This window comes from Fulvivirga maritima (genome assembly GCF_021389955.1).
Taxonomy (GTDB): Bacteria; Bacteroidota; Bacteroidia; order Cytophagales; family Cyclobacteriaceae; genus Fulvivirga; species Fulvivirga maritima.
This window is the reverse complement of sequence record NZ_CP089980.1, coordinates 1,411,545-1,435,152: the sequence shown is the minus strand read 5'-3', so window position 1 is coordinate 1,435,152 and position 23,608 is coordinate 1,411,545. Positions and strand designations below refer to the sequence as shown.

At 37.0% G+C, this 23,608-nt stretch carries 24 protein-coding genes; 13 read left to right on the top strand and 11 right to left on the bottom strand.

Going from position 1 to position 23,608, the window contains the following annotated elements; all coding sequences use genetic code 11:
• Window positions 1-9: 9 nt before the first annotated feature.
• The 3 genes from LVD15_RS06010 to LVD15_RS06000 all read left to right on the top strand — a co-directional run bounded on the left by LVD15_RS06010 (window position 10) and on the right by LVD15_RS06000 (window position 3,644).
• Window positions 10-840, top strand: coding sequence for a sensor histidine kinase (locus LVD15_RS06010; protein WP_233779399.1), 831 nt, complete (start codon window positions 10-12; stop codon window positions 838-840).
• Window positions 841-1,004: 164 nt separating this feature from the next.
• Complete coding sequence (gene rplS / locus LVD15_RS06005) at window positions 1,005-1,358, top strand: 50S ribosomal protein L19 (RefSeq protein ID WP_233779398.1); 354 nt, start codon at window positions 1,005-1,007, stop codon at window positions 1,356-1,358.
• Between the two features lie 177 nt (window positions 1,359-1,535).
• Window positions 1,536-3,644: a GAF domain-containing protein gene (locus tag LVD15_RS06000; protein WP_233779397.1), complete on the top strand. Its 2,109-nt coding sequence runs from the start codon at window positions 1,536-1,538 to the stop codon at window positions 3,642-3,644.
• Window positions 3,645-3,656: 12 nt separating this feature from the next.
• On the opposite strand, the gene dusB is transcribed toward LVD15_RS06000, so the two are convergent.
• Window positions 3,657-4,649 carry a tRNA dihydrouridine synthase DusB gene (dusB, locus tag LVD15_RS05995; RefSeq protein WP_233779396.1) on the bottom strand — a complete coding sequence of 331 codons (993 nt, stop codon included), beginning with the start codon at window positions 4,647-4,649 and terminating at the stop codon, window positions 3,657-3,659.
• A 61-nt stretch (window positions 4,650-4,710) separates the two neighbouring features.
• Here dusB and LVD15_RS05990 point away from each other — a divergent pair, with 61 nt between their 5' ends.
• The 4 genes from LVD15_RS05990 (at window position 4,711) to LVD15_RS05975 (ending at window position 8,668) form a co-directional block, all read left to right on the top strand.
• Entirely contained in the window at window positions 4,711-5,646 is a 936-nt protein-coding gene (locus tag LVD15_RS05990) for a CPBP family intramembrane glutamic endopeptidase (RefSeq protein WP_233779395.1), read from the top strand.
• A gap of 150 nt (window positions 5,647-5,796) precedes the next feature.
• A complete protein-coding gene (locus tag LVD15_RS05985) occupies window positions 5,797-6,627 on the top strand; it encodes a phosphatidate cytidylyltransferase (protein ID WP_233779394.1) in 831 nt (276 codons plus the stop codon).
• A gap of 67 nt (window positions 6,628-6,694) precedes the next feature.
• Window positions 6,695-7,969: a Glu/Leu/Phe/Val family dehydrogenase gene (locus LVD15_RS05980; protein WP_233779393.1), complete on the top strand. Its 1,275-nt coding sequence runs from the start codon at window positions 6,695-6,697 to the stop codon at window positions 7,967-7,969.
• A gap of 42 nt (window positions 7,970-8,011) precedes the next feature.
• On the top strand, window positions 8,012-8,668 hold the full coding sequence (locus LVD15_RS05975; protein WP_233779392.1) for a phosphatidylserine decarboxylase family protein: 657 nt from the start codon (window positions 8,012-8,014) through the stop codon (window positions 8,666-8,668).
• A gap of 59 nt (window positions 8,669-8,727) precedes the next feature.
• Here LVD15_RS05975 and msrC read toward each other — a convergent pair whose 3' ends face one another.
• Window positions 8,728-9,210, bottom strand: coding sequence for a free L-methionine (R)-S-oxide reductase MsrC (msrC, locus tag LVD15_RS05970; RefSeq protein ID WP_233779391.1), 483 nt, complete (start codon window positions 9,208-9,210; stop codon window positions 8,728-8,730).
• Window positions 9,203-10,234, bottom strand: a complete 1,032-nt coding sequence (ribD, locus tag LVD15_RS05965; RefSeq protein WP_233779390.1) for a bifunctional diaminohydroxyphosphoribosylaminopyrimidine deaminase/5-amino-6-(5-phosphoribosylamino)uracil reductase RibD — start codon at window positions 10,232-10,234, stop codon at window positions 9,203-9,205. Before ribD ends, msrC begins: the two co-directional genes overlap by 8 nt.
• An 87-nt stretch (window positions 10,235-10,321) precedes the next feature.
• On the opposite strand from ribD, the gene prmC reads away from it, so the two are divergent.
• Window positions 10,322-11,167, top strand: a complete 846-nt coding sequence (gene prmC, locus LVD15_RS05960; protein WP_233779389.1) for a peptide chain release factor N(5)-glutamine methyltransferase — start codon at window positions 10,322-10,324, stop codon at window positions 11,165-11,167.
• Here prmC and LVD15_RS05955 read toward each other — a convergent pair.
• The 8 genes from LVD15_RS05955 to LVD15_RS05920 are packed head-to-tail and all read right to left on the bottom strand — an operon-like array spanning window position 11,164 to window position 18,104.
• Window positions 11,164-11,763, bottom strand: a complete 600-nt coding sequence (locus LVD15_RS05955) for a hypothetical protein (RefSeq protein ID WP_233779388.1) — start codon at window positions 11,761-11,763, stop codon at window positions 11,164-11,166. The two genes, prmC and LVD15_RS05955, sit on opposite strands and share 4 nt — an antisense overlap.
• Window positions 11,763-12,554 carry a Rossmann-like and DUF2520 domain-containing protein gene (locus LVD15_RS05950; RefSeq protein ID WP_233779387.1) on the bottom strand — a complete coding sequence of 264 codons (792 nt, stop codon included), beginning with the start codon at window positions 12,552-12,554 and terminating at the stop codon, window positions 11,763-11,765. The genes LVD15_RS05955 and LVD15_RS05950 overlap by 1 nt, the downstream gene beginning before the upstream one ends.
• Window positions 12,555-12,587: 33 nt before the next feature.
• Window positions 12,588-15,122, bottom strand: coding sequence for a heme lyase CcmF/NrfE family subunit (locus LVD15_RS05945; RefSeq protein WP_233779386.1), 2,535 nt, complete (start codon window positions 15,120-15,122; stop codon window positions 12,588-12,590).
• Between the two features lie 48 nt (window positions 15,123-15,170).
• Window positions 15,171-15,581 (bottom strand): cytochrome c maturation protein CcmE domain-containing protein, encoded by a 411-nt coding sequence (locus tag LVD15_RS05940; RefSeq protein WP_233779385.1) that lies wholly within the window; start codon window positions 15,579-15,581, stop codon window positions 15,171-15,173.
• A gap of 46 nt (window positions 15,582-15,627) precedes the next feature.
• Window positions 15,628-15,882 carry a CcmD family protein gene (locus LVD15_RS05935; RefSeq protein WP_233779384.1) on the bottom strand — a complete coding sequence of 85 codons (255 nt, stop codon included), beginning with the start codon at window positions 15,880-15,882 and terminating at the stop codon, window positions 15,628-15,630.
• Between the two features lie 54 nt (window positions 15,883-15,936).
• Window positions 15,937-16,593 carry a cytochrome c biogenesis protein CcsA gene (gene ccsA / locus LVD15_RS05930; protein ID WP_233779383.1) on the bottom strand — a complete coding sequence of 219 codons (657 nt, stop codon included), beginning with the start codon at window positions 16,591-16,593 and terminating at the stop codon, window positions 15,937-15,939.
• Between the two features lie 12 nt (window positions 16,594-16,605).
• On the bottom strand, window positions 16,606-17,262 hold the full coding sequence (locus LVD15_RS05925; RefSeq protein WP_233779382.1) for a heme exporter protein CcmB: 657 nt from the start codon (window positions 17,260-17,262) through the stop codon (window positions 16,606-16,608).
• The gene (locus LVD15_RS05920; RefSeq protein ID WP_233779381.1) at window positions 17,259-18,104 is read right to left on the bottom strand and encodes a Wzz/FepE/Etk N-terminal domain-containing protein; all 846 of its coding nucleotides are present in this window, start codon (window positions 18,102-18,104) and stop codon (window positions 17,259-17,261) included. The genes LVD15_RS05925 and LVD15_RS05920 overlap by 4 nt, the downstream gene beginning before the upstream one ends.
• A gap of 95 nt (window positions 18,105-18,199) precedes the next feature.
• Between LVD15_RS05920 and LVD15_RS05915 the strand changes: the two genes are divergently transcribed.
• From LVD15_RS05915 to rfbB, 5 genes are all read left to right on the top strand, one after another.
• Window positions 18,200-19,222 carry an NAD-dependent epimerase gene (locus LVD15_RS05915; RefSeq protein ID WP_233779380.1) on the top strand — a complete coding sequence of 341 codons (1,023 nt, stop codon included), beginning with the start codon at window positions 18,200-18,202 and terminating at the stop codon, window positions 19,220-19,222.
• A complete protein-coding gene (locus tag LVD15_RS05910) occupies window positions 19,219-20,472 on the top strand; it encodes a nucleotide sugar dehydrogenase (RefSeq protein ID WP_233779379.1) in 1,254 nt (417 codons plus the stop codon). Before LVD15_RS05915 ends, LVD15_RS05910 begins: the two co-directional genes overlap by 4 nt.
• 2 nt (window positions 20,473-20,474) lie before the next feature.
• On the top strand, window positions 20,475-21,494 hold the full coding sequence (gene galE / locus LVD15_RS05905; protein WP_233780939.1) for a UDP-glucose 4-epimerase GalE: 1,020 nt from the start codon (window positions 20,475-20,477) through the stop codon (window positions 21,492-21,494).
• Between the two features lie 70 nt (window positions 21,495-21,564).
• Window positions 21,565-22,431, top strand: a complete 867-nt coding sequence (gene rfbA / locus LVD15_RS05900; protein ID WP_233779378.1) for a glucose-1-phosphate thymidylyltransferase RfbA — start codon at window positions 21,565-21,567, stop codon at window positions 22,429-22,431.
• Window positions 22,431-23,450 (top strand): dTDP-glucose 4,6-dehydratase, encoded by a 1,020-nt coding sequence (gene rfbB / locus LVD15_RS05895; RefSeq protein WP_233779377.1) that lies wholly within the window; start codon window positions 22,431-22,433, stop codon window positions 23,448-23,450. Before rfbA ends, rfbB begins: the two co-directional genes overlap by 1 nt.
• Window positions 23,451-23,608 lie beyond the last annotated feature (158 nt).

The window sequence follows — 23,608 nt, the reverse complement described above, 5'->3', positions numbered from 1 at the left end:
GTAATCTCTATGGAGGATTTTAAGGACAAATGGTTAAGGGCAAGAAAAGAACTATCTGAAAAGGAAGAAGAGCTGCAGGCCCAGCACGAAGAGCTTACTGCCGCTATAGAAAATGTGGTAAGTAAAAATGTGCAGCTAGAAAAAGTTTTAGCTGAGCTGAAAAGCCGCAATAAGGAACTTGATCAGATAATATATCGCACTTCGCATGACCTTAAATCTCCCATAACTACACTGAGGGGGCTTATGAATCTTATAACACAAGTTTCTGATTCTGAAGAAATTAATTCTTATGCAGAGCTGGCTAGGCATACTTCTCTTGAAATGGAGAAAGTGTTATTTCTACTTACCAAGTACTCCTGGAATTTGCTTGACAATATTCATTGGGAGTCGGTAAATATTCATGAATTAATTCATGATGCCTTTCACAGCCTTAGGTTTATTGATGGTGTAAGTGATGTAAATATTTCATTGCCCAAGCCCACTACGCATGAGCCCTTGGTGAGTGATAAAGAGAGGTTGAAATTGGTTTTCTTTCAGGTGATTTCTAATGCAGTGCATTTTAGAAACCGAAGTGCAGAATCTTATATAAGGATATATGTTACTTCATCAGCTGATCATTTGCTGGTTTCTGTAGTAGATAATGGTATAGGTATGAGTGATGAAATAAAAACGAAAGCCTTTGAGATGTTTTTTAGAGGAGCTACTCTGTCTAAAGGGCCGGGGTTAGGTTTATATATTTCTAACCAGATCATTACCAAGTTAAAAGGGGAAATCAGTATTGAGAGTAAGGTTAACCTGGGAAGTACTGTTACTATAAAACTTCCATTTAAATTAAAATAGGGCATTTTAGAAGTTTAAAATGCTCTGAATAAAATAAAATTTTATAAAACACGAGTTGTAAAGCGGTGTGAATATTTAATTTATACTTATATGGTAGTATATTCTAAAAATTATTTTATATTTGCACTCCGTTTTAGAATTGAGACTTTTTAGAGATATAGATCATGAATGATATTATCAAATCAATCGAGGCTGAATACAGCGAGAGAAGAAATTCATTTCCTTCTTTCAAAGCCGGTGATACAGTAAATGTACACGTAAAAATTACTGAGGGTAACAAGGAGAGAATCCAGCAGTTTCAAGGTACAGTAATCCAAAGAAGACACCCTAATTCTAATGGGGAGACTTTTACTGTAAGAAAAGTTTCTAATGGAATTGGTATTGAAAGAATATTCCCAATTCTTTCTCCAAGTGTTGAGAAAATTGAAGTAGTAAGAAAAGGTAAAGTAAGAAGAGCAAGACTTTACTACTTGAGAGGAAGACAAGGTAAAGCAGCTAGAATCAAAGAAAAGCTGTAATTATCTAATAAAGAAAATAATTTAGGGGTTGCCATTCAGGTTACCCCTTTTTTGCATAATGGGTATTTATTTAACCTCATTGCCTCCCCTATCATTGTAATTAATAGCATTATAGTATATATTAGACCGGGTTTTGTGTAAATCCTCTGTTTTTAAAAAATTTTGTCTAATTAATATATGCTAGATAAAGAGCAACTCCTTAGTGATCAGCTGCAAAAATTTCATGAAAAAGTTCATAATGATGCTGATAATATAGTCAAGTATTTTGTGCTAGGTTATTTTGTCTTTGGCCTATTGCTGTCCTTAGTTTATTATACCTGGGAATTAGGCGTAGTTATGGGCCTGGTGTCTTTAGGGTTGTATTATTTAGTCAAAACACTCGCTTCCGGTACACTGTTTTTCAGGATTACTGTTAGCTTTCTATTGTGGAATTTTCCTTTGCAATTTATTCTGCAGCTCCACGGCACTTATGAAATGTACTTCTTCTATTTTGTGTCACTCACAGTGCTTTTGTTTTATGAAGACTGGGTAGTGCTGCTTCCTGCCGTAATTTATGCTCTGGCTACTTTTGTAATTATATTTTTCTTTGAAATATATGGTTCAGAGTACGAGCGCTTTTTTACTAATGTACCCGACTTGACTTATAAAAATGCCCTTTTACATGCGGGTATTATGCTCTTATATGCGGGTTTATGTGCGCTGTGGGCGCAGTTACAAAAGAAGCAAACGGAAGAATCTGCTATTAGTAATTTGCAAATGCAGGAACAGCTTCAGCTGATGGATACCAACATCAATTTTGCAGATAACATAAGTAAAGGAGACCTAAAAGCGAAATACCAGGCAGATCAGCCAGATAAACTAGGTAAGGCGCTAATGGAAATGCGTGAAAGCTTGGTAGAAGCTGCTGATAGAGAATCAAAAGAAAGGTTTGTTAATGTTGGGCTTGCTTCTATTGGGGATATTCTCAGGGCTAATTCTGATGATCTTACCGAACTCTGTGATAAAGTAATAGCCGAGCTTGTAAAGTATATGAAGGTGAATCAAGGTGGGATTTTTATTTTGGAAGAAGATGAAAATGGGGCTGACCGACATCTTGAGCTCAGGGCTTGCAGAGCTTATGAAAGGAAAAAGTACTTACAAAAGAGAGTTGAGATCGGCCAGGGGTTAGTTGGCCAGGCAGCTGTGGAGAAGAAGTTTATTCATTTAAAAGAAGTGCCGTCAGATTATGTGAACATCACTTCTGGTTTAGGTATGGCTACTCCTAACAGTCTTTTACTGGTGCCACTCCAATCTAATGATGAATTGGTTGGGGTTTTAGAAATGGCTTCTTTCAGGCCTTTCCAGGATTTTGATATTGAGTTTTTAGAGAAGGTAGGCGAAAGTATTGCTTCTAGTGTTATTAGTGCTAAGACCAATCAGGCTACCAAAGACTTGCTTTTGCAATCTAGAGAGATGACAGAGCAGATGCAGTCTCAGGAAGAGGAGATGAGGCAAAATATGGAAGAGATGCAAGCCACGCAGGAAGAGATGGCTCGTACACAGCGTACCCTGGCGGCAAAGGAGGCCAATTTTAATGCTCTCATAAATAATACTACGGATAGCATTATTACCATAGATCTGGATTATAATGTGGTAATTATGAATGCTATGCAAAAGTCTCGCTATGTAGGTACTCAGTATGAAGGTTTGGGTGAAGGTTCTAATGCGCTTGAGATGTTGGGAAGTGTGAGAGATGAGTGGAAAGAGTATTATGATCGTGCTTTTGCTGGTGAGATGTTGAAATTTGTGCTTAAGAGTTCCGTACGTGGAGAGGATACTTGGAGAGAGTATTATATTAACCCAGTTAGAAATGATAAGAATAAAATCATAGGCGCATCCATATTCTCTAGAGATATTTCTGACAGAAAGAGAATGGAGGTTGAAAATCATAGAATGAGTCAGGTAATGAGCTCGCTATTGAATACCTCTAATGATATGCTCTTAGCCATTGATAGTGATTATAACCTTATTGTGTCTAACGACCGTTTCAAAAAAGGAGCCCCCGCTATTTTTGGTTCGGAGGTGAAAACAGGTATGAGCTTGTTAAATGGCCTTGATGAAACTCAGAAAAAGGCTGTAAGAGCCCAATATGACAGAGCGCTTGCGGGAGAATCTTTCGAGGCTAAATATGAAATGGGAGAAGGTATGCTGGTAAATCGCTGTGAGCCTATAATTAATGATGAAGGAGAAGTTTATGGTATAGGCATACTTATCCATGTGGAATCAAAAGAAAAAATGGCCAGTTAAGTGTTTGCCTGGTTATGAGGCAAACACTTCTGTAAAGTTATTTTCTATTTCTGATAGAATACCTAATATTTCTTCATGTGATATAGATTCTACCAGTCTGGTTCTGTAGGGTTTAAAATGAGGGATACCTCTAAAATAGTTGGTGTAATGTCTTCTCATTTCAAAAATTCCTTTTTTATCACCTTTCCATTCTACAGAAAAATTAAGGTGTTTTTGGGCGGCATTTACTCTGTCCTTTATGCTAGGAGGAGGTAAGTGCTCGCCGGTTTTCATGAAATGTTTTATCTCATTAAAAATCCATGGATAGCCTATTGATGCTCTTCCTATCATAATGCCATCTACACCATACTTGTTTTTGTATTCAACGGCCTTTTCAGGAGAGTCAATATCTCCATTTCCGAAAATTGGGATATGTATATCAGGGTGGTTCTTAACTTCAGCAATTTTGGTCCAATCGGCCTCGCCCTTATACATTTGCTTTCGGGTTCTGCCATGAATAGTAAGGGCAGAAATACCTACATCTTGCAATCTTTGAGCTACTTCTATAATTTTAATAGTGCTTTCGTCCCATCCTAAGCGAGTTTTTACTGTTACTGGCAGGTTTACTTGCTTTACTATTTCGGCAGTCATTTTTTGCATTTTCGGTAGGTCAAGCAATATCCCGGCTCCTGCACCTTTGCCTGCTACTTTTTTTACCGGACATCCGTAGTTGATGTCTATCATCTCTGGGCTGGCTTCCTCTGCAATAGAAGCCGCCTCTCGCATAGACTCTATTTTATCTCCGAAAATCTGAATACCAATAGGGCGTTCATAATCATAGATGTCTAGTTTTTCTACGCTCTTGGCAGCGTTGCGTATTAATCCCTCTGATGATATAAACTCCGTATACATCAGGTCTGCACCATTTTCCTTACATACTGCTCTAAAGGGAGGATCACTTACATCTTCCATTGGAGCCAATAAAAGCGGAAAATCACCAATCTCTATATTTCCAATTTTCACCATCAACTCGGGGGTTAACTTTGCATTTGTCTTTGTAAAATAAACTGTAAATTTACGTCAAATTATGAATAAATTCGACAATAATATACATCTCTCAAGTGGAGTAAGTTCCCTGACTACTGCTATTTTTATTTTTGTACTTGCTTTAATCGGTTCCTTATTGGGTTCTGTAGTAGGGGTGATGTTATGTGTGCCCTTTTTTCAGGGTTCATTAACTGAGCTCAGTGCGGCTTTATCTAACCCACAAGGGTACCCTGATATAAAACTAGTATTGTTTGTGAGTCAGGCTTTCGGCACGCTGTTAGGCATGGTTTGTCTCCCTTGGTTATATCTTAAGCTTGTCCTCAAGCAAGATATAAGTATCTTTTTTGAAAAAAGAATTGGCATACAGCCTCTTATATTAACCGTATTTATAGTGCTTTCTTTTATGATGGTAAATGCCATTTTTATAGAATGGAATTCAAACCTGGTATTTCCTGAATTTTTAAAAGGCTTTGAACAATGGGCTCGAGCTAAAGAAGATCAGATGGCAGAAATGACTGAATTTCTCACAGAGTTTAATAGTATTATTGAAATAGTTCTTGCATTTATAGTAATAGCTGTGATAGCTCCCATAGGTGAAGAACTGGTTTTTAGAGGTTTTGTGCAAACACTAACTCATAAGTTTAGTAAAAACATACATGTGGCCATTTGGGTGTCTGCTATTTTATTTAGTGCTATCCATATGCAGTTTTTCGGATTTATTCCTCGTTTGCTTTTAGGGGCATTGTTCGGTTATTTATATTATTGGTCAGGAAACCTAATCATTCCTATCTTGGCCCATTTAGTGAATAATGGCTTTACTCTGGTAATGGTTCTGCTGGCTCAGAAGGAAGTAATTGGGTATGATATTGAAAATACTGATACCGTCCCTTTGCCTACTGTGTTAATATTCGCTATTATTACCACAGGACTATTGATTTATTTTAGAAATTATTTTTTTAGAAGGCAGGTGAATTAATTATTCATGGGAGAAGTGCGTCTTTAACGCTATCGCAGCAAAAGATTTGTTTCTCAGGTAATTATTAATGAGAAGTTTAGTCCTATCATTTGTTCTTCTGGAGTATATGTGGCCTCTGATAAAGTGATGGAGGGCTACAACTGTTAAACAATGACATCAATATTAAATAAATACAGCAATTTTACTCAAAGAGTGATCGCTGGAATGGGCGGGGCTTTAGTGATTATCAGTAGTATCTGCTTTAGTGAGTGGAGCTATTTTGTAATCTTTTTTTCAATTTGTATAGTCACTCAACTAGAGTTTTATAAACTGGTGGGCCTGGATGGTATGCTGCCTCTTAAGACTTTCGGTACTATTTGTGGTGCTTGTTTGTTTTTACTGTCCTTCTTTATTGAAAGTGGACAGATAGATAGCAAGTATTACTTTATACTTTTCCCTATTATCACCTGTGTTTATTTAATTTATTTGTATAGAAGTAAGGAAGTAAAACCTTTTAGAGGAATAGCTTTTACTTTTTTGGGTATATTATATGTAGCAATACCTTTTTCGCTACTCAATGTAATCGCTTTTGAACCCGGAAATTATACTTTTCAACTTATACTAGGTTCATTATTAATTTTATGGTCTAATGATACTGGTGCCTATTTTACAGGTGTGAGATACGGCCGAAGAAAACTATTTGAACGTGTATCTCCAAAAAAGTCGTGGGAAGGTAGCGTGGGAGGCCTATTATTGGCTATGACCATGGCTTATGCACTCTATTATACTACGGGAATTTTAGACTTGTGGCATTGGATGGGCATTGGCCTCATTATAGTTATAGGCGGTACTTATGGTGACTTGGTAGAGTCTCTTTTTAAAAGAAGTATAGAAATTAAAGATTCTGGTAGGTTAATTCCCGGACATGGCGGATTTTTGGATCGTTTTGATGGACTTTTATTATCAGCTCCATTTATAACGGCATTTTTAAAAATTTTTTAATTGTAATATAGGAAATTGTGAATTTAATTAAATTTGCAATCGATTTAGTAATTTAAAAACCACTGATATGGGTTATATTGAACCAGCTCCAATAAAGGACGAGAAAAATCCTTTTGAGGCGATGATGTCTAGATTTCATATTGCCTCTCAAATTCTAGGATTAGATGATGAGGTGTATAACGTGCTCAAGTCTCCGGCTAAGCAGGTTATTGTTTCATTACCTATTACTATGGATGATGGGTCTATAAGAGTTTTTGAAGGTTTCAGAGTAATACACTCTAATATATTAGGGCCTTCAAAAGGAGGTATCCGGTTTGATCCCGGAGTGAATATTGATGAAGTAAAGGCCCTCGCAGCCTGGATGACCTGGAAATGTGCCGTGGTGGATATTCCTTATGGTGGTGCCAAAGGAGGGATTAAGTGTAATCCAAGAGAGATGTCTTCTGGAGAGATAGAAAGGCTTATGAGAGCTTATACCCTTTCTATGACTGAAATATTTGGGCCTGATAGAGACATACCTGCACCTGATATGGGAACAGGACCGAGAGAAATGGCCTGGTTAATGGATGAATACTCTCGTACTCAAGGTATGACTGTAAACTCTGTAGTAACCGGAAAGCCTTTAGTGCTAGGAGGTTCTTTAGGAAGAACTGAAGCTACCGGACGAGGTGTAATGGTTTCTGCTCTGGCAGCTATGGAGAAATTAAAAATTAATCCTTACAAAGCTACTTGTGCAGTGCAAGGTTTTGGTAACGTTGGTTCGCACGCAGCTCTATTGTTAGAGGAAAGAGGAGTGAAAGTAGTGGCCATCAGTGACCTTTCTGGTGCTTATTATAATAGCAATGGAATTAACATAGAAGAAGCTATTGCTTATAGAAATGATAATAGAGGTTCTTTAGAAGGATACTTGGGAGCTGAAAAAATTGATGGTGATGAAATTTTAGGACTGGAGGTAGATGTATTAGTGCCTGCAGCTACTGAAGATGTTATTACTTCTCAAAATGTGGAAAGCATTAAGGCCAGATTGATAGTAGAGGGTGCCAATGGACCTACTTCTGCTAAGGCTGATACCGTGATTAATGATAAAGGAATTATGGTTGCTCCTGATATTTTGGCTAATGCTGGAGGTGTAACTGTTTCTTACTTCGAGTGGGTGCAAAACCGCTTGGGTTATAAGTGGACAGGAGAAAGAGTAAACAGAAGATCTGACAGGATTATGAAAGATGCCTTTGATAATGTTTATAAAACCTCGAAAGAATATAATGTTTCTATGAGAATAGCGGCTTATGTTGTAGCAATAGATAAAGTTGCTAAAACATACAAATATCGTGGTGGTTATTAATAAGAATAACGATCTTTGCATTTTTATTAAACATTATATTAAGTGACGATACATAAAGAAGGAAGAGTACTGCTAGCAGTGATGTTAATAGTTTTAATAATTATTAACGCGGTGGTGCTGTATGCCTTTCCTGCAAGGCCGATTATATTTAATGTTACTCTGGCTGCCAGTTTAATACTCTTCTTACTGATTCTTCAGTTTTTCAGGCACCCAAAAATTGTGTCTCCAATAGATGAGAAACATGTTTTGGCTCCTGCAGATGGTAAAGTGGTGGTGATAGAAGAAACCACTGAAACGGAGTATTTAAAAGATAAAAGACTACAAATTTCAATATTTATGTCTCCGGTTAATGTGCATGTTAATCGAATGCCAGTAAAAGGAATTGTAGAGTTTTTTAAATATCATGCAGGTAAATATCTGGTAGCCTGGCACCCTAAGTCAAGTACTGAAAACGAACGTACTACTTTGGTGGTGAAGACAGGCAAAGGTGTACCGGTATTAGTAAGGCAGATAGCTGGTGCTATGGCCCGAAGAATAAAATGGTATGTGAAAGAAGGCCAGGAGTTTGAGCAAGGTGAAGAATTTGGATTTATTAAGTTTGGCTCCAGAGTCGATGTTTTCTTACCCTTAGATGCTAAGGTAAAAGTAAACATAGGAGAGAAAACCAAAGGCGGCCGTACCGTGCTTGCTGAGATTTAATATAGGTCAATTATATATAAAAAAGGGCTATCATCTTAAAATGATAGCCCTTTTTGTTATTATAACTTTGACTCAATAATGGTCATCAATTTAGTGAGGTATTTCTGATCTATCTCATCAAAATCATTCACCTTATCACTATCGATATCCAGAATAAGGAACACTTCATCGTTTTTAAGGGCAGGCAGCACAATTTCTGATTTAGAGTCTGAGCTGCAGGCAATATGCCCGGGAAATTCATCTACATTGGGTACGAGGATAGTTTCCTTCTTTTCCCAGGTAGAACCGCAAACCCCCTTGCCCTTTCTTATACGGGTACACGCTATTGGTCCTTGGAAGGGCCCTAATACCAGCTCCTCTTCTTTCACCAGATAAAAGCCTACCCAAAAGAAATTCATTCCATATTTTAGGGCGGCAGCTATATTGGCCAGGTTAGCAGTGAGATCATCTTCGCCAGTAACCAACCCTTCTATTTGAGGTAATAGCTCCTCATACTTTTCTTTTTTACTCGCTTCGGAGTTAATGATCAATTCTTCAGCCATTTCTTAAATTTTTATATACTAAGAGCTTGTCACCTGCCAGCTCTTTTACTTCTACTAATCCACTAATAGTAGGGGCTTCTATACCTTCTTCAAAAGTTTGGAATGAGGTGAAGACTAGTGCTTCATCCCATAAGCCTTTATCAATAAATGTATTAAGTAGTAGAGAGCCTCCCTCTATAATTACAGAGCGCAAATCTCGCTCATATAAGTTGTGTAATAAAGACTCTATAAAATTATTTTCTTCCAGCTTTACATAAGTGATAAGCTCGCTTTCTTCATCTTTAACCAGGTTATAGCAGATGGTATATTGCGAGTGATCAAATAGTGCTTGAGTATAGGGCAAGCGCAATTGCTTATCTATAACTACGCGAGTAGGATTTCTGCCTTGCCATGAGCGTACATTTAGCTTAGGGTTGTCATATTGGGCAGTATTGGTGCCTACCATTATGGCATCTTCCTCTGACCTTAATTTATGCACGAGCTTTCTGCTGTGCTCATTGCTAATCCATTTGGAGTCATAATTTTTTCTTGCCACAAAGCCATCGTGAGTTTGGGCCCACTTCAGTATTATATATGGTCGCTTATGTTTAAGACCGGTAAAAAACCTTTTATTTATTTTAAGGCCTTTTTCTTCTAATATACCAGTGATTACCTCAATTCCGGCATTTTCTAATTTTTCTATGCCTTTACCTCCCACTAAAGGATTGGGGTCCATATTAGCAATCACCACCTTTTTTACATTATGTTTAACCAATAGGTCAGCGCAGGGAGGGGTTTTGCCAAAATGAGAGCAAGGTTCTAATGTTACATACACGGTAGACTCTGGCAGTAAGTCCTTGTTACTGACATTGTTAATAGCATTAACTTCTGCATGTGGACCGCCGTATTGCTGGTGCCAACCTTCTCCAATAATAGTGTCATTATGTACTATTACGCACCCTACAAGCGGATTAGGACTTACTTTGCCTACACCGTTTAGAGCCAAATCAAAGGCTCTGGTTATATATTGTTCGTCTTTATTCATTAGCTTTGCTCCGGCTTTACAATGATAACCAAACTCCCCCGAATTATAAAGATGTCATCTCACAACCCCGATTCTTCAAAAAAACTTTTGAAATATATCATTAGTGAAGTGAAGGTAGAAGAGTCTTTGGAAGAAATATCCAGTATAGCTCACATTATTTTAGAACATGTTTTTGATATTAATAGAACGGAAATTATTCTCGATCGTTCGGTTAATTTTTCTAAAGCCAGAGAGAAGGAGCTCAACCGTATTTTGAAAAGACTGAATGATAATGAGCCTATACAATATATTATTGGGGAAAGTGATTTTTATGGTAGAACTTATACTGTAGGGCCAGGCATACTTATTCCGCGTTCGGAAACGGAAGAGCTTATTCAGCTAGTCTTAAGCGAAAATAAAGGGAAGAAAATTCGCTTTTTAGATATTGGTACCGGCAGTGGTTGCATACCTATTACTATAGCAAAGGAGCTCAAAGGAGCCAGAGCCAGTGCCATAGATTTTGATCCCAGAGTAATAAAAGTGGCAAGAAAAAATGCAGAAAGACATGAGGCCGCTGTAGAATTTTTACTGATCGATATCCTAAAAGAACCTATTCCGCTTACAGGGTTAGATGTGATAATTAGTAATCCGCCGTATGTGTTGGAGAGTGAAAAGGCGCAAATGAAGCCCAATGTGCTGGAATATGAGCCGGAACGAGCCCTTTTCGTAAAGGATGATGATCCTTTGCTTTTTTACCGACGCATAGCAGAGCTGGCCAAACAGGCATTGAAAGAAGGCGGCACTCTATATTTTGAAATTAATGAGAAGTATGGTGAAGAGGTGAAGATGCTTTTAGAAGTGATGGACTATACACATGTAGAGGTAGTGAAAGATATTTACGGTAAAGACAGAATAGTAAGAGCTACCAACTACATTGATATAAGCAGTTTTTAATCTGAGATAGGTTCTCCAATCCAAAATGGATCTGAATTTTGAATTTCAAGTATCCCTTCAGATTGCGTTTCCAAATAGCAATAGGCTTCGTGTGAAATGGTATAGTTGCCAGCAATTTTAGCGGGCTCTTCAAGCAGCACAATTTGCTGATGATGGTTATACCACTTTTTGTAATTACCATGCTTTACCAATGCCCATTGATGTAGATCATCTGACCAAATTACACCAATAGAAAGAGGTGTTTGTTGAAGTAAGTCGGCTTTAAATGGACCTATGATATGTGCGGCTCCGTATTTGGCGTAGGTCAGAAAACTAATGGCTTCAGGAATAATGCCTTTTTCTAATGAATGAAAGGTAAGGAATTTAACCGGTAGCTGATGCTGAAGTTTTTCTGTTGCTGAGCTTAATTCTGCCTCAGTGCAGATGAGCACATCAATGTTAATGCTTTCTGTTAATAGCCAATCTAGAGCCTCATAAGAGGAGATGACCGTAGGACTCCACTCTAATAGCTGTTTCAGGTGTTCCAGATTCGAAATGGGAGCTTGTATAATGAGAGCAGGCTCTTGGTCATCTTTAACTATGTGGTGTGATGACATCAGTCTTTAGGATAGGTGTCAATAATATGCTGAGAAATGAGCCTGTACATTTCTGAAAGCTCTTCGTTCCCTTCTAGATAATCCATATGTTTATCTAGCGTTTCAAAATCATGCCTCACAGCAGGGCCGGTTTGAGATTTGTCAGGGCCAATTTCTAATGCCTTATTGATGGTTTCTGCGATAAGAGGCTGTAAGAGATTAAACTCTAATTTTTTACTTCTAAGAATATCAGAAGCAATTTTAAAGAAATGGTTGGTGAAATTGCAGGCAAAAACCGCAGCAACATGAAGTGACTTTCTATCAGCAGAATCTATTTTATATACTTTTTTACTGATAGTATCAGCTATATCTAAAAGTGTATTTCTGGTAAACTTGTTTTCTGCTTCTATGCAAATAGGGGTAGACTTAAAGTCCACCTTTTTGTCTTTAGAAAAAGTTTGAAGTGGATAGAAAACACCAATATTTTCTCCTGCACTATAAGATAATGCACTTAATGGCTGTGCACCAGAAGTATGCGCAATGATGGCGTTATCTGGCAATATTATCTCCTGGGCTATGCTTTCAATGGCATCATCGGAAACGGAAACTATAAATATTTGAGAAGCGCTGTCAGAGAAATCAAGATTTGTTTTTAATTCTGCTTGGTACAGTCTGCTAATTAGGGCTTTAGCGCTTTTCTCAGTGCTGCTGTAGACCTCCCTAACGGCATAACCTGCATTATCCAAGGCTGGTGCCAAGTGCCAAGCCACATTACCGGCTCCAATAAAAGTGACATATTGCTGCTGTGCCATATGTTTTCTCCTATTATTAAGGAGAAAAGAGGATTATTCCATCCCCTTCTCTCTCATTTTTTTGAATTCTTTATATCTTCTGTTGATAGCTACTCCAAAACCTATGATAAGCAATAATGTGCCTCCCCAAAGTACGTTGATGAAAGGTTTTTCCATAGCCTTTAATACTACCCAGTCTTTTTGTCTGGTGTTGGCTCCTATGGTAAATGCATTTTCATCAGGGTGAATATTTAATGCAGTAAACTTAATGCCCAGGTCATTTATTTCATCAGCTATACGACCAACCATACCGTCTTTAATTAAGAAAATAGGCTGAGCCAAGTATTCCTTGTCTTCACCTTCTACGGTGATACTTACTTTTACGGCTACATCATCAGCGGCAAGGTCAATTCCTTCAATGTGATCCAAACGCTCCACTCTGTCGATATGCGAGACATAATCATTTACAAAGAAGTTATTTCCAGGGCTTACTTTAAATTCTTCCAGATCACTCCATTCTACTTTTTCGTTAGGACTTCTTATAGAAGAAACATGCGTATAAAGGTCTTTAGATAAACCTCTTTTGATATCCGGAGATGCCAGCAAACCGCCCATAGATTCATTTACTTGAGCTCTTGGGTATAAGTCGAAGCTATTGCCACTTTGGTCAGTGTATTCAATTGCATAATAAGTATTTTCAGCGGAAATTTTAATAGTATCTCCTTTGCTAAAAACTACTTCTCCGTCATCTTCAATATCTTTTTTGGCTGTCACCAAATAGTCAGTAGCCGTTTTTTCTATGTCATTTTTATTAATGAAAACAGATGGACTGGTTGACTCTACCCTTTCACCTTTGTACTTTAGCTGATAACCAGCCATTTCTTTTGGTTCATTAACAAAAAGAAGTAAGTTTTCACTGTTAAACTCATTAGAAGACTCTTTAGATATGAGCATTCCTGTAGTATTGAGGGATACTACTTTAGAGTATCCTGATGAAAACATTATGCCTATTAACATAAGTCCTACTCCTATGTGAGTAATAGCTCCACCAGAAAGCCCGGGGCTTTTTCTGATTACATCAATAAATATTTTGCCATTAGCTACTACAGTATAAACACTGGCGAGTAATAAAACAATGTAAGAAGGCTCTGCCACATCTTTAATCAATATTATTACCATAGTAAGAATCAAGGTAATTACTACAGGGATAGTAAGGCTGTTTTTTAAAGCCTCTTTGTCCATCTTTTTCCACCAGAAAAACTGACCTGTACCTGAAAGCAAAGCCACTAATACAGAAAACCATAATTGAAATTTGGTGTAAAATCCTACCTGATCTGCAGGAGGAGCCAAATTGGAAACAACACCAAATAGTTCTAAAATTTTGTTATAAACTGGAATGGAAGTAGGAATAAGCACCTGAAAGCCCATAAGGCATAAAACCACGGCACCGATAAATATCCAAAATTCTCTGGAATAGGTGGAGGCTTCTTTTTCTGTGGTTGGCAGTTCATTCCATCGGACTGCTGAAAGTATTATTGCTCCCAAGGTGAAGAATAGAAGGTATATTAATAATTGGCCAGAAAGTCCTAAATCAGTAAATGAGTGAACAGAAGACTCACCGAGAACCCCACTTCTGGTAAGAAAGGTGGAATATAATATTAATATGAATGTGGTGATCACTAAAATTATACTGGCTTTCAGAGCAGTTTCACTACTTCTAAAAGTGATCATAGTGTGGATGGCTGCCACCAAGAACAACCAAGGTACGTACACAGCGTTTTCTACAGGGTCCCAATTCCAATAACCTCCGAAGTTCAGGGTTTCATAAGCCCAATAACCTCCCATGAGTATACCTAAGCCTAAAATGGCTCCTCCAACAAGTGCCCAAGGCAAAGCAGGTCTTATCCAATCTCTATAGCGCTTTTTCCATAGGCCACCTATACAATACGCAAAAGGAACAGTACATAGGGCAAAACCGAGGAATAAAGTAGGCGGGTGAATTACCATCCAATAATTTTGGAGTAAAGGATTCAACCCTGTACCATCTTCTGGAACAAAATCCGGCTGTGAAGAGAATATGGGGGCGTCAATGGCATCTCTTAATAATATGAAAGGAGAACTACCCAGCTTAATGTCAAGGCCTGGTATCACTATTCCTAATATCATTGAGGCAAGGAAAATCTGCACTAGTGAGAATACCGTCATTACAGATGATTCCCAGAATTTATTAGTTAAGATGATTATGATGCCTAGAAGCGCATGCCAGAAAATCCATAATAGAAAACTGCCTTCTTGACCTTCCCAAAAGCAGGAGATCATATAGTGTGTGGGTAGTTGCCTGGAAGAATGGCTCCAAGCGTAATGATATTCGAAGTAGTGATTATAGATAATGTAAAAAAGGCAAAAGACTATGCCTGTAACGGCTATGGCATGTAGAGTAAAAAAGAACCTGCCGTTGATTTTCCAGGGGTTAGCCTGAAGCCCATCTTTTTTTGATGCAATGAAATAGCAAAAAGCGGCAAAAACTGCTGTAACCAGCGTAATAATAACAAAAAGGTGACCGAGGTCACCTATAAATGAATGTATCATAATATTTTGTTGAGCGATTTTGAGGAGACTTACATGCAGACATAAGTCTTAAATTCCAGCATTAACTGTCTTTTCCTGATATTTAGAAGGGCACTTCATTAGAATTTTATCAGCCACGAAAAGGTCTTCCTTGTAAGAACCAATTACCACTACTTTTTCTGAACGTTTGAAATCAGTTGGCATAGGTTCGTTATAAAAAACCCTTTGCTCTTTTTTGTTTTCATCAACCATTACAAATGAAAAAGACAGCTTATCAATAGATGGCTCAATTCCTGTAATATCACCACTACCTGTTTTAGGTAGCTCACCTACCACATGAATGCTGTTATTATTTCCATTATCAGCCATCTCTTTGGCTTGATCAAAAGTAACATAAGAGCTTGCATCGCCGGCCGTCACTATAATGATGCCTATGGCTACTGCGATAACTACTATGCCTATTATATGTGATGCTTTCATAATTAATAAAATCTAATATGCTACAAATTTAGACGCAAAAAGGTTTCTAATTATTATCATTCGGTAATTGTTTCTCTATCTTGCTTACTTTTCTGTCTATAACTATCAGATATCCAATCAGTCCTCCCAATATCAATAAAATGACTCCGGTAAGCACATAAATTTTTCCTTCGGCTCTAAACTGATCAGCCATACTTACTTCACTATTGGTGTAGTCATCTTCAGTAACCTGAATCTTATCCTGGGCTTTACCGATGACAGAACTAATAATGAGAAGAGTGACTACTAGTAATTTTTTCATTTGAAATACCTTTATGTTAAAAGTAGAGTTTTACGAGAATGTATTTATTTCGTTTTATAAAACGGAATTGCTAATAGTTTTGATTCGTATTCTTAAGGTAGTTATCCATACCCCCAGAAGTGTCCAGGCAATTACTGCCGGATAAAAGATCATTCTTAATTTGCTATCAAGATCATAGGCATTGAAGCCTGGGTTACCGCCATTGCCGGGGTGTAATGAGTCCGTTAGTCTTGGCAGTATAAATAATAAAGGAATGAGAGCGGCAAAGGCGAATATGTTATACACAGCACTGATTCGTGCCTTTTGGTCTTGATTTTCAAATGAACCTCTTAAAATGAAATAGGCGAAATAAATCAATAAGCCGATAGCAGCTCCATTCTGTTTAGGGTCTCCACTCCACCAGTCACCCCAGGTAAATTGCGCCCAGAGCATGCCCGTAGTTATGCCTAGTATGCCGAATACTACACCTACATTAGCATACTCTATTGCAGCAATGTCATGTTTTTCATCTGATGATCTTAAGTAAAGAATGGAGTGCACCACAGAAATGGTGAGCATAATGATCATTCCAAACCACATAGGCACATGGAAATATAAAGCTCTTATGGTTTCATTCAATATATCTAACCGAGGCACATCAAATAACAGGCCTCCTGTAATGATATAAATTAGTAAAATAACAGTTAGGGCTTTCCACCAGATTTTGTTCATAACCTAATACACTTAGCTGCGCCAAATATACGGGAATAACAGGTAAGAAACGGCCCCTATTATTAGATTAATTGCGAATAAGGTCGCTATTTCGTGATAGCTGGCATCTCTTGGTAGACCATCTAAGGCGTTTTTAGATACCTTGATAATCATTAAGAGCATAGGCAATATTACAGGAAAACCTAGTATGGCCATGAGCGTTTGGTTGCTATTAGCTTTTGAGGCAATAGCTGAAATCATAGTTAGTGCTGATGAAAAAGAGATTGACGCCAGCACCAGATTAACAATAAATAAGGTCACATCCTGAACAGGATTTCCCAGCACGATTGCGTAAATAATAAAACCTGCTAATCCTAATATTAGCATTAATAGGCCATTATATATAATACGGGCTGTTATAAGTACTTGTGGCTTTAACAACCAGTAGTAATAAAGGTATCTTTCCTGTTTTTCCTGAATAAAGCTTTTAGCTATGGCACTAATAGAAGTAAATAATATTATTATCCAAAAAAGGGTGTTCCAAGTAATAGGGTTTAATTGATTCGCCTTCACATTGAAACTTAGGTAGCAAATAAATATTGTACTGACAAGGTATAGCAGTATGCCGTTGATGGCATACCGTTGTCTCCACTCCAGCAGGATTTCCTTTTTTATGAAATTATAAATCACTTACCTGAATTTTCGTATTTACGCATGTATTTGCTCACCTCAATAAAGAAAATCAAGAAAAGCGATACAAAAATACCTATAGCTAGTCCTACCACACCAGATTTTAATAATCCTGCACTCACTGGTTTATTATAAGTGATTATGTCTATGATTTCTATGCCTTCTGATAATTGCAAGTTGGTGTTGGTTTTCAGTAAGTCTTTATACAAATCAATTAAGGTTTCATAAACAGTTGAAGGGCTTAAGATGGTAACATCTTTGCTTGTGCTGCTTAATCCATTAAGACTATTTTTCAAGCTATCTATTTGACTTACTTCATCATTTAACCTTAAAGTGAGATTCTTAAGGTTCTCATTTTTTAGCTTTACCCTTTTATCAATATACCGGTTGTTTCTCAAAAAACTTATAATTCCGTCATTGATAATAGTCCAGTTTTTGTCTCCATTGGCATCCACTGTAATGGTGAAAAATAGTCCTAGCTCTCCATCATTACTCTTGTTTACCTGACCTTCGTTTACGGATATTTCTATACTGGTAATTGAGGTGCTTACGCTATCAGAAATTCCCAACTTATTAGCAAGAGTCATATAATTCCCTTCACTTACCAGTTTGTCAAGGTTCTCTCCTATGGTCTCAATGAGAGGTTCTTCAAGCACTTCTGAATAAATAAGCATTTCACTTTCATATACTTTAGGCTTAGAATAGAATAAAAAAATACCAATGAATAAGCCGACCAAGGCCAAAACCAATATGATTAATTTATTAGTTAGGATGGCCTGTTTTATTTTAACTAGTAATTCCCCTAAGTCGATTTCGTCAGTATTTGTAGTCGTTTCTGGCATGATAAAGTTATATTTTGCTGCAAATATATTTAAACATTCCTTAATGCATAGTCAGAATTATTACCTTTGCTTGCAAAATATAAAAGACTTTTTTTGTGGGGAATCCAAAAGTATTAGTTACAGGAGCAGCTGGTTTTATAGGTTTTCATTTATGTGATAAACTACTTAAGCTTGATTATCAGGTTGTAGGCATGGATAATATGAATGATTATTATGATGTCAATTTGAAAAAAGCAAGGTTGGAAGCATTGCCAAAAAAGGAGTGTTTCCAGTTTATAGAAATTGATTTGTGTGATAAAAAATCAATTCTTGATTTATTTGAATCCCATAAATTTGATTATGTCATCAACCTGGCTGCACAAGCAGGAGTACGATATTCTTTGACACATCCGGATGAATATATTTCAAACAATGTTCAAGGCTTTTTGAATATTTTGGAAGGGTGTCGTTATCATGATGTTAAGCATCTTATTTATGCATCTTCAAGTTCAGTATATGGAGGAAATACTGCCATGCCGTTTTCAGTGCATCAGAATGTGGATCATCCTGTATCCTTATATGCGGCTACAAAAAAGTCCAATGAGCTAATGGCACATACTTATTCCCATTTGTTTGGCTTACCGACGTCAGGGTTGAGGTTTTTTACAGTATATGGTCCTTATGGCAGGCCCGATATGGCTCTTTTTCTATTTACCAAGGCTATTATTGAAGGAAAATCCATTGATGTGTTCAATGAAGGGAGAATGAAAAGAGATTTTACCTATGTAGAAGATATTGTGGAGGGAATAGCACGATTGATCCCGGTGATTCCGCAACCTGACGATAAATGGGATAAAGATAACCCTGATTCTGCAACAAGTTGGGCTCCCTACAGGTTATTCAATATTGGTAATAATAACCCTGTTGAGCTTATGGAATATATAACTACATTGGAGGAGTGTTTAGGTAAGAAGGCCATTAAAAATCTTTTACCTTTACAACCAGGTGATGTGCTAGAGACTTATGCTGATGTACAGGATTTAGCTGATGCTGTTGGCTTTAAGCCGCAAACTAGCTTGAAATATGGAATACAGAAGTTTGTGGATTGGTATGTTGATTATTATAAAGTAAAAATATGAGTAAAAATCTCGCAATAATTGGCCTTGGCTATGTTGGCTTACCACTTGCCGTTGAATTTGGAAAAAAAGTAAAAGTGGTGGGTTTTGATATAAATAAAACCCGAATAGAAGAACTTAAGAAAGGTTTTGACAGAACAAAGGAAGTTGATTCTGATGAATTAAATGAGGCTCAGAATTTAACTTATAGCTCTGATATTAATGATCTTAATGATGTAGATATATATATTGTAACGGTACCTACTCCAATAGATCAATATAAAAAACCAGATTTAACTCCTTTGGAGAAAGCGAGTGCTACAGTGGGAAAGAGCTTGAAGAAGGGTGACATTGTTATATATGAGTCTACTGTATTTCCTGGGTGTACTGAGGAAGTTTGTGTTCCTATACTGGAAGAGGTAAGTGGGTTAAAGTTTAATGATGATTTTTATTGTGGCTATTCTCCAGAAAGAATTAACCCGGGAGATAAAGTGCACAGATTACCTTCTATTAAAAAGGTGACAAGTGGAAGTACGCCAGAGGTGGCAGAAGAAGTGGATCAGCTGTATAAAACAGTTATTACGGCAGGTACACACAAAGCTTCTTCAATAAAAGTGGCTGAAGCTGCTAAAGTAATAGAGAACTCTCAGAGGGATCTTAATATAGCCTTTGTAAATGAATTAGCTCTTATTTTTGATAAAATAGGAATTGATACTCATGAGGTATTAGAAGCGGCAGGTACTAAGTGGAACTTCCTCAACTTTAAGCCAGGATTAGTAGGCGGTCACTGTATAGGAGTTGACCCTTATTACTTAACCTATAAGGCTGAAAGCTATGGGTATAACCCTCAGGTGATACTTTCTGGAAGAAGAATAAATGACAATATGGGCATGTTTGTAGCCAATAAGGTGATTAAGCTTATGACCAAAAAGGATAATCCTATTAATAATAGTAACATCCTTGTTTTAGGTATTACCTTTAAAGAAAACTGCCCTGATATTAGAAATAGTAGGGTAATAGATGTTATTAGAGAACTTCAGGGGTTTGGTGCTAATGTGGAAGTGTTTGATCCTGAGGCTGATAAAGAAGAAGTGAAGCATGAGTATGACATCGATTTAATAGAAAAACCAAACAAAAAGTACAATGCCATAGTTTTAGCTGTAAGTCATGATGAATTTAAAGATTTAGATATGAGCTCCATTGCTGAAGAGAACACTGCTATTTATGACATTAAAGGCTATTGGAATAGAGATTTAATAACAGCAAGATTATAAATATTGTGGAAAAGAAAATACTCGTAACAGGAGGAGCCGGATATATCGGCTCGCATACATGTGTGGAGTTGATTAACTCTGGATACACACCTATCATTATTGATAATTTTTCAAACTCAGAAAAGTTTATCTTAGATAGGTTAAAAGAACTTACAGGACAGGAGGTAGCATTAGAAGAGGGTGATTGTGGTGATTATGATTTCTTGAAGTCTGTGTTTAAAAAGCATGCAGATATTTCAGGAGTGATTCATTTCGCAGCCTATAAAGCCGTGGGTGAGTCGGCCAAATTGCCGTTGAAATACTATCAGAACAATTTGCTTTCTACTATCAATATGTTAAAAGTATTGGATGAAGAAGGTGTGACTAACTTTGTATTTTCATCATCATGTACTGTATATGGAGAGCCTGATAAGTTGCCTGTTACGGAAGAAACACCAACAAAACCTGCTGAATCTCCTTATGGAAGAACAAAGCAAATATGTGAAGATATCACTACAGATTTCGCTAAAACATCTGAAACATTCAAAGGAATATTTTTAAGATATTTTAATCCTATTGGAGCACACCCTACTTCTTTAATAGGGGAATTGCCTTTGGGAACACCCAATAATCTAGTGCCTTTCATTACCCAAACAGCAGCGGAAATAAGAGAAAAGCTTACCATATTTGGTAATGACTATAATACAGCTGATGGTACTTGCATCAGAGACTACATACATGTAGTGGATTTAGCAAAAGCACATATAGCTGCTTTAGATTATCTCCTAGCTCGTAAAGATGCTTGCTTGGAAGTATTCAACGTGGGTACTGGTAATGGTAATTCAGTACAAGAAGTAGTAGATACTTTTCAAGAAGTAACAGGCGTAAAATTAAATTACGAAATAGGAGCAAGAAGATCCGGAGATGTAGAAAAAGTATATGCTGATGCTAGCAAAGTAGAAAGAGAATTGAAATGGAAAGCAGAAATTACTCTAGCTGAAGCATTGAAGGATGCTTGGAATTGGCAGAAATCTTTGGGTTGATTTGAGCTAAATAGGGTAATTTTTCATTAAAAATTATTAATTTAAATTTATATTAATCAAACCAAAACCCATGAAAGGAATTATACTCGCCGGAGGTTCCGGCACACGACTTTATCCCCTCACTAAAACAGTTTCAAAGCAGCTACTGCCCATTTATGATAAACCGATGATTTATTATCCATTATCGGTACTCATGTTGGCAGATATTAAAGATGTTTTGATCATTACTACTCCAGAAGATTCTGAGGCATTCAAAAAGCTACTTGGCGATGGTTCTCAGTTTGGCATCAATTTACAATATGCCATTCAGCCTTCTCCTGACGGATTAGCGCAGGCCTTTATTATTGGTGAAGAGTTTATTGGTAATGATTCTTGCTGTTTGATTTTGGGAGATAATATATTCTATGGGTATAATTTCTCTAAGACACTGGTAAATGCTTCGCAGCAGACTTCTGGTGCCACCGTTTTTGGTTATTATGTAAAGGATCCGGAGCGATATGGAGTTGTGGAATTTACTGATGATAATAAAGTAGTTTCTTTGGTTGAAAAACCAGAAAATCCAAAATCTAATTATGCTGTTACTGGGTTATACTTTTATGATAATACAGTGAGCGAAAAGGCAAAGCAGATTAAACCGTCCCCAAGAGGAGAGCTTGAAATTACCGACCTCAACAATATGTATTTAGAAGAAGGTAGTTTAAGTGTAGAGCTTTTAGGCAGAGGTATGGCATGGTTAGATACAGGTACACATCAAAGTTTAATTCAGGCAGGCAATTTTGTAGAATCTATTGAAGAGAGACAAGGGTTAAAAATAGCATGTCTGGAAGAAATAGCTTTTAGAAAGGGCTACATAAATAAAGAACAATTAAAAGAAGCAGCCAAAACTTTATTGAAAAATCAGTACGGACAGTACTTAATGAAAATCGCAGGAGAATAATGAAAAAAAATATATTGATTACAGGGGGAGCAGGATTTATCGGATCTAATTTTGTTCCCTACTTTTTGGAGTCATATCCAGATTACCATTTGGTAAATTTAGATAAACTTACCTATGCCGGAGACTTATCTAACCTAACAGAGGTAGAAGGTTCAGACAGGTATACCTTTGTTCAGGGAGATATCTGTGATCGATCTCTTATAGAAAAACTCTTCAATGAATATAAATTTCAAGGAGTGGTTCACTTTGCAGCAGAATCTCATGTGGATAACTCCATCTCAGGTCCAGAGGCATTTATTAACACTAACATTAATGGCACTTTTACGCTATTAGATGTTGCTCGAAATACCTGGATGGACGAGCCATTTAAGAAAAAGAACGAATTTGAAAATGCTCGTTTTCATCATATCTCAACCGATGAAGTATATGGTACTCTAGGAGAAACAGGTCTATTTACTGAAGAAACTCCTTATGCACCTAATAGCCCTTATTCTGCGTCTAAAGCTAGCAGTGACCTGTTGGTGAGAAGTTATTTTCATACTTATGGGATGAATGTAGTTACAACTAACTGTTCTAATAACTACGGTCCTAAGCAGCATGATGAAAAGCTGATACCAGTAATCATCAGGAAAGCCCTTAATGGAGAAGGCATTCCTATTTATGGTGACGGTAAAAACATCAGAGACTGGTTATATGTGCTTGATCATTGTAAAGGCATAGACCTTGTGTTTCATAAAGGAGTAGTTGGAGAAACCTATAATATTGGAGGTAGAAATGAGCGCAATAATAATGAAGTAGTTAACACCATTTGTGCTATCCTTGATGAATTACATCCTAAAGAAGGAGACCAATCTTACAAATCTCAAATTACCTATGTAAAAGATCGTGCCGGACATGACCGTCGTTATGCTATAGATGCCACCAAACTAGAAAATGACCTGGGCTGGAAAGCCGATGAAAATTTTGATACCGGCATAAAACGCACCATCAACTGGTATTTAAAAAAATACAATTGTTGATTAGTCTTATTCGTAATAAGGGGATATATTGACTGAAAGCGCAGCGTAATAATATGTACATTATTGACAGCTTTTATTATTGTCATTTTTTGAAAATAAATGATTGAATATAAGATGTTTTCGTGAAAATATTATTGTCTCCTACTTAGTTATAGAAT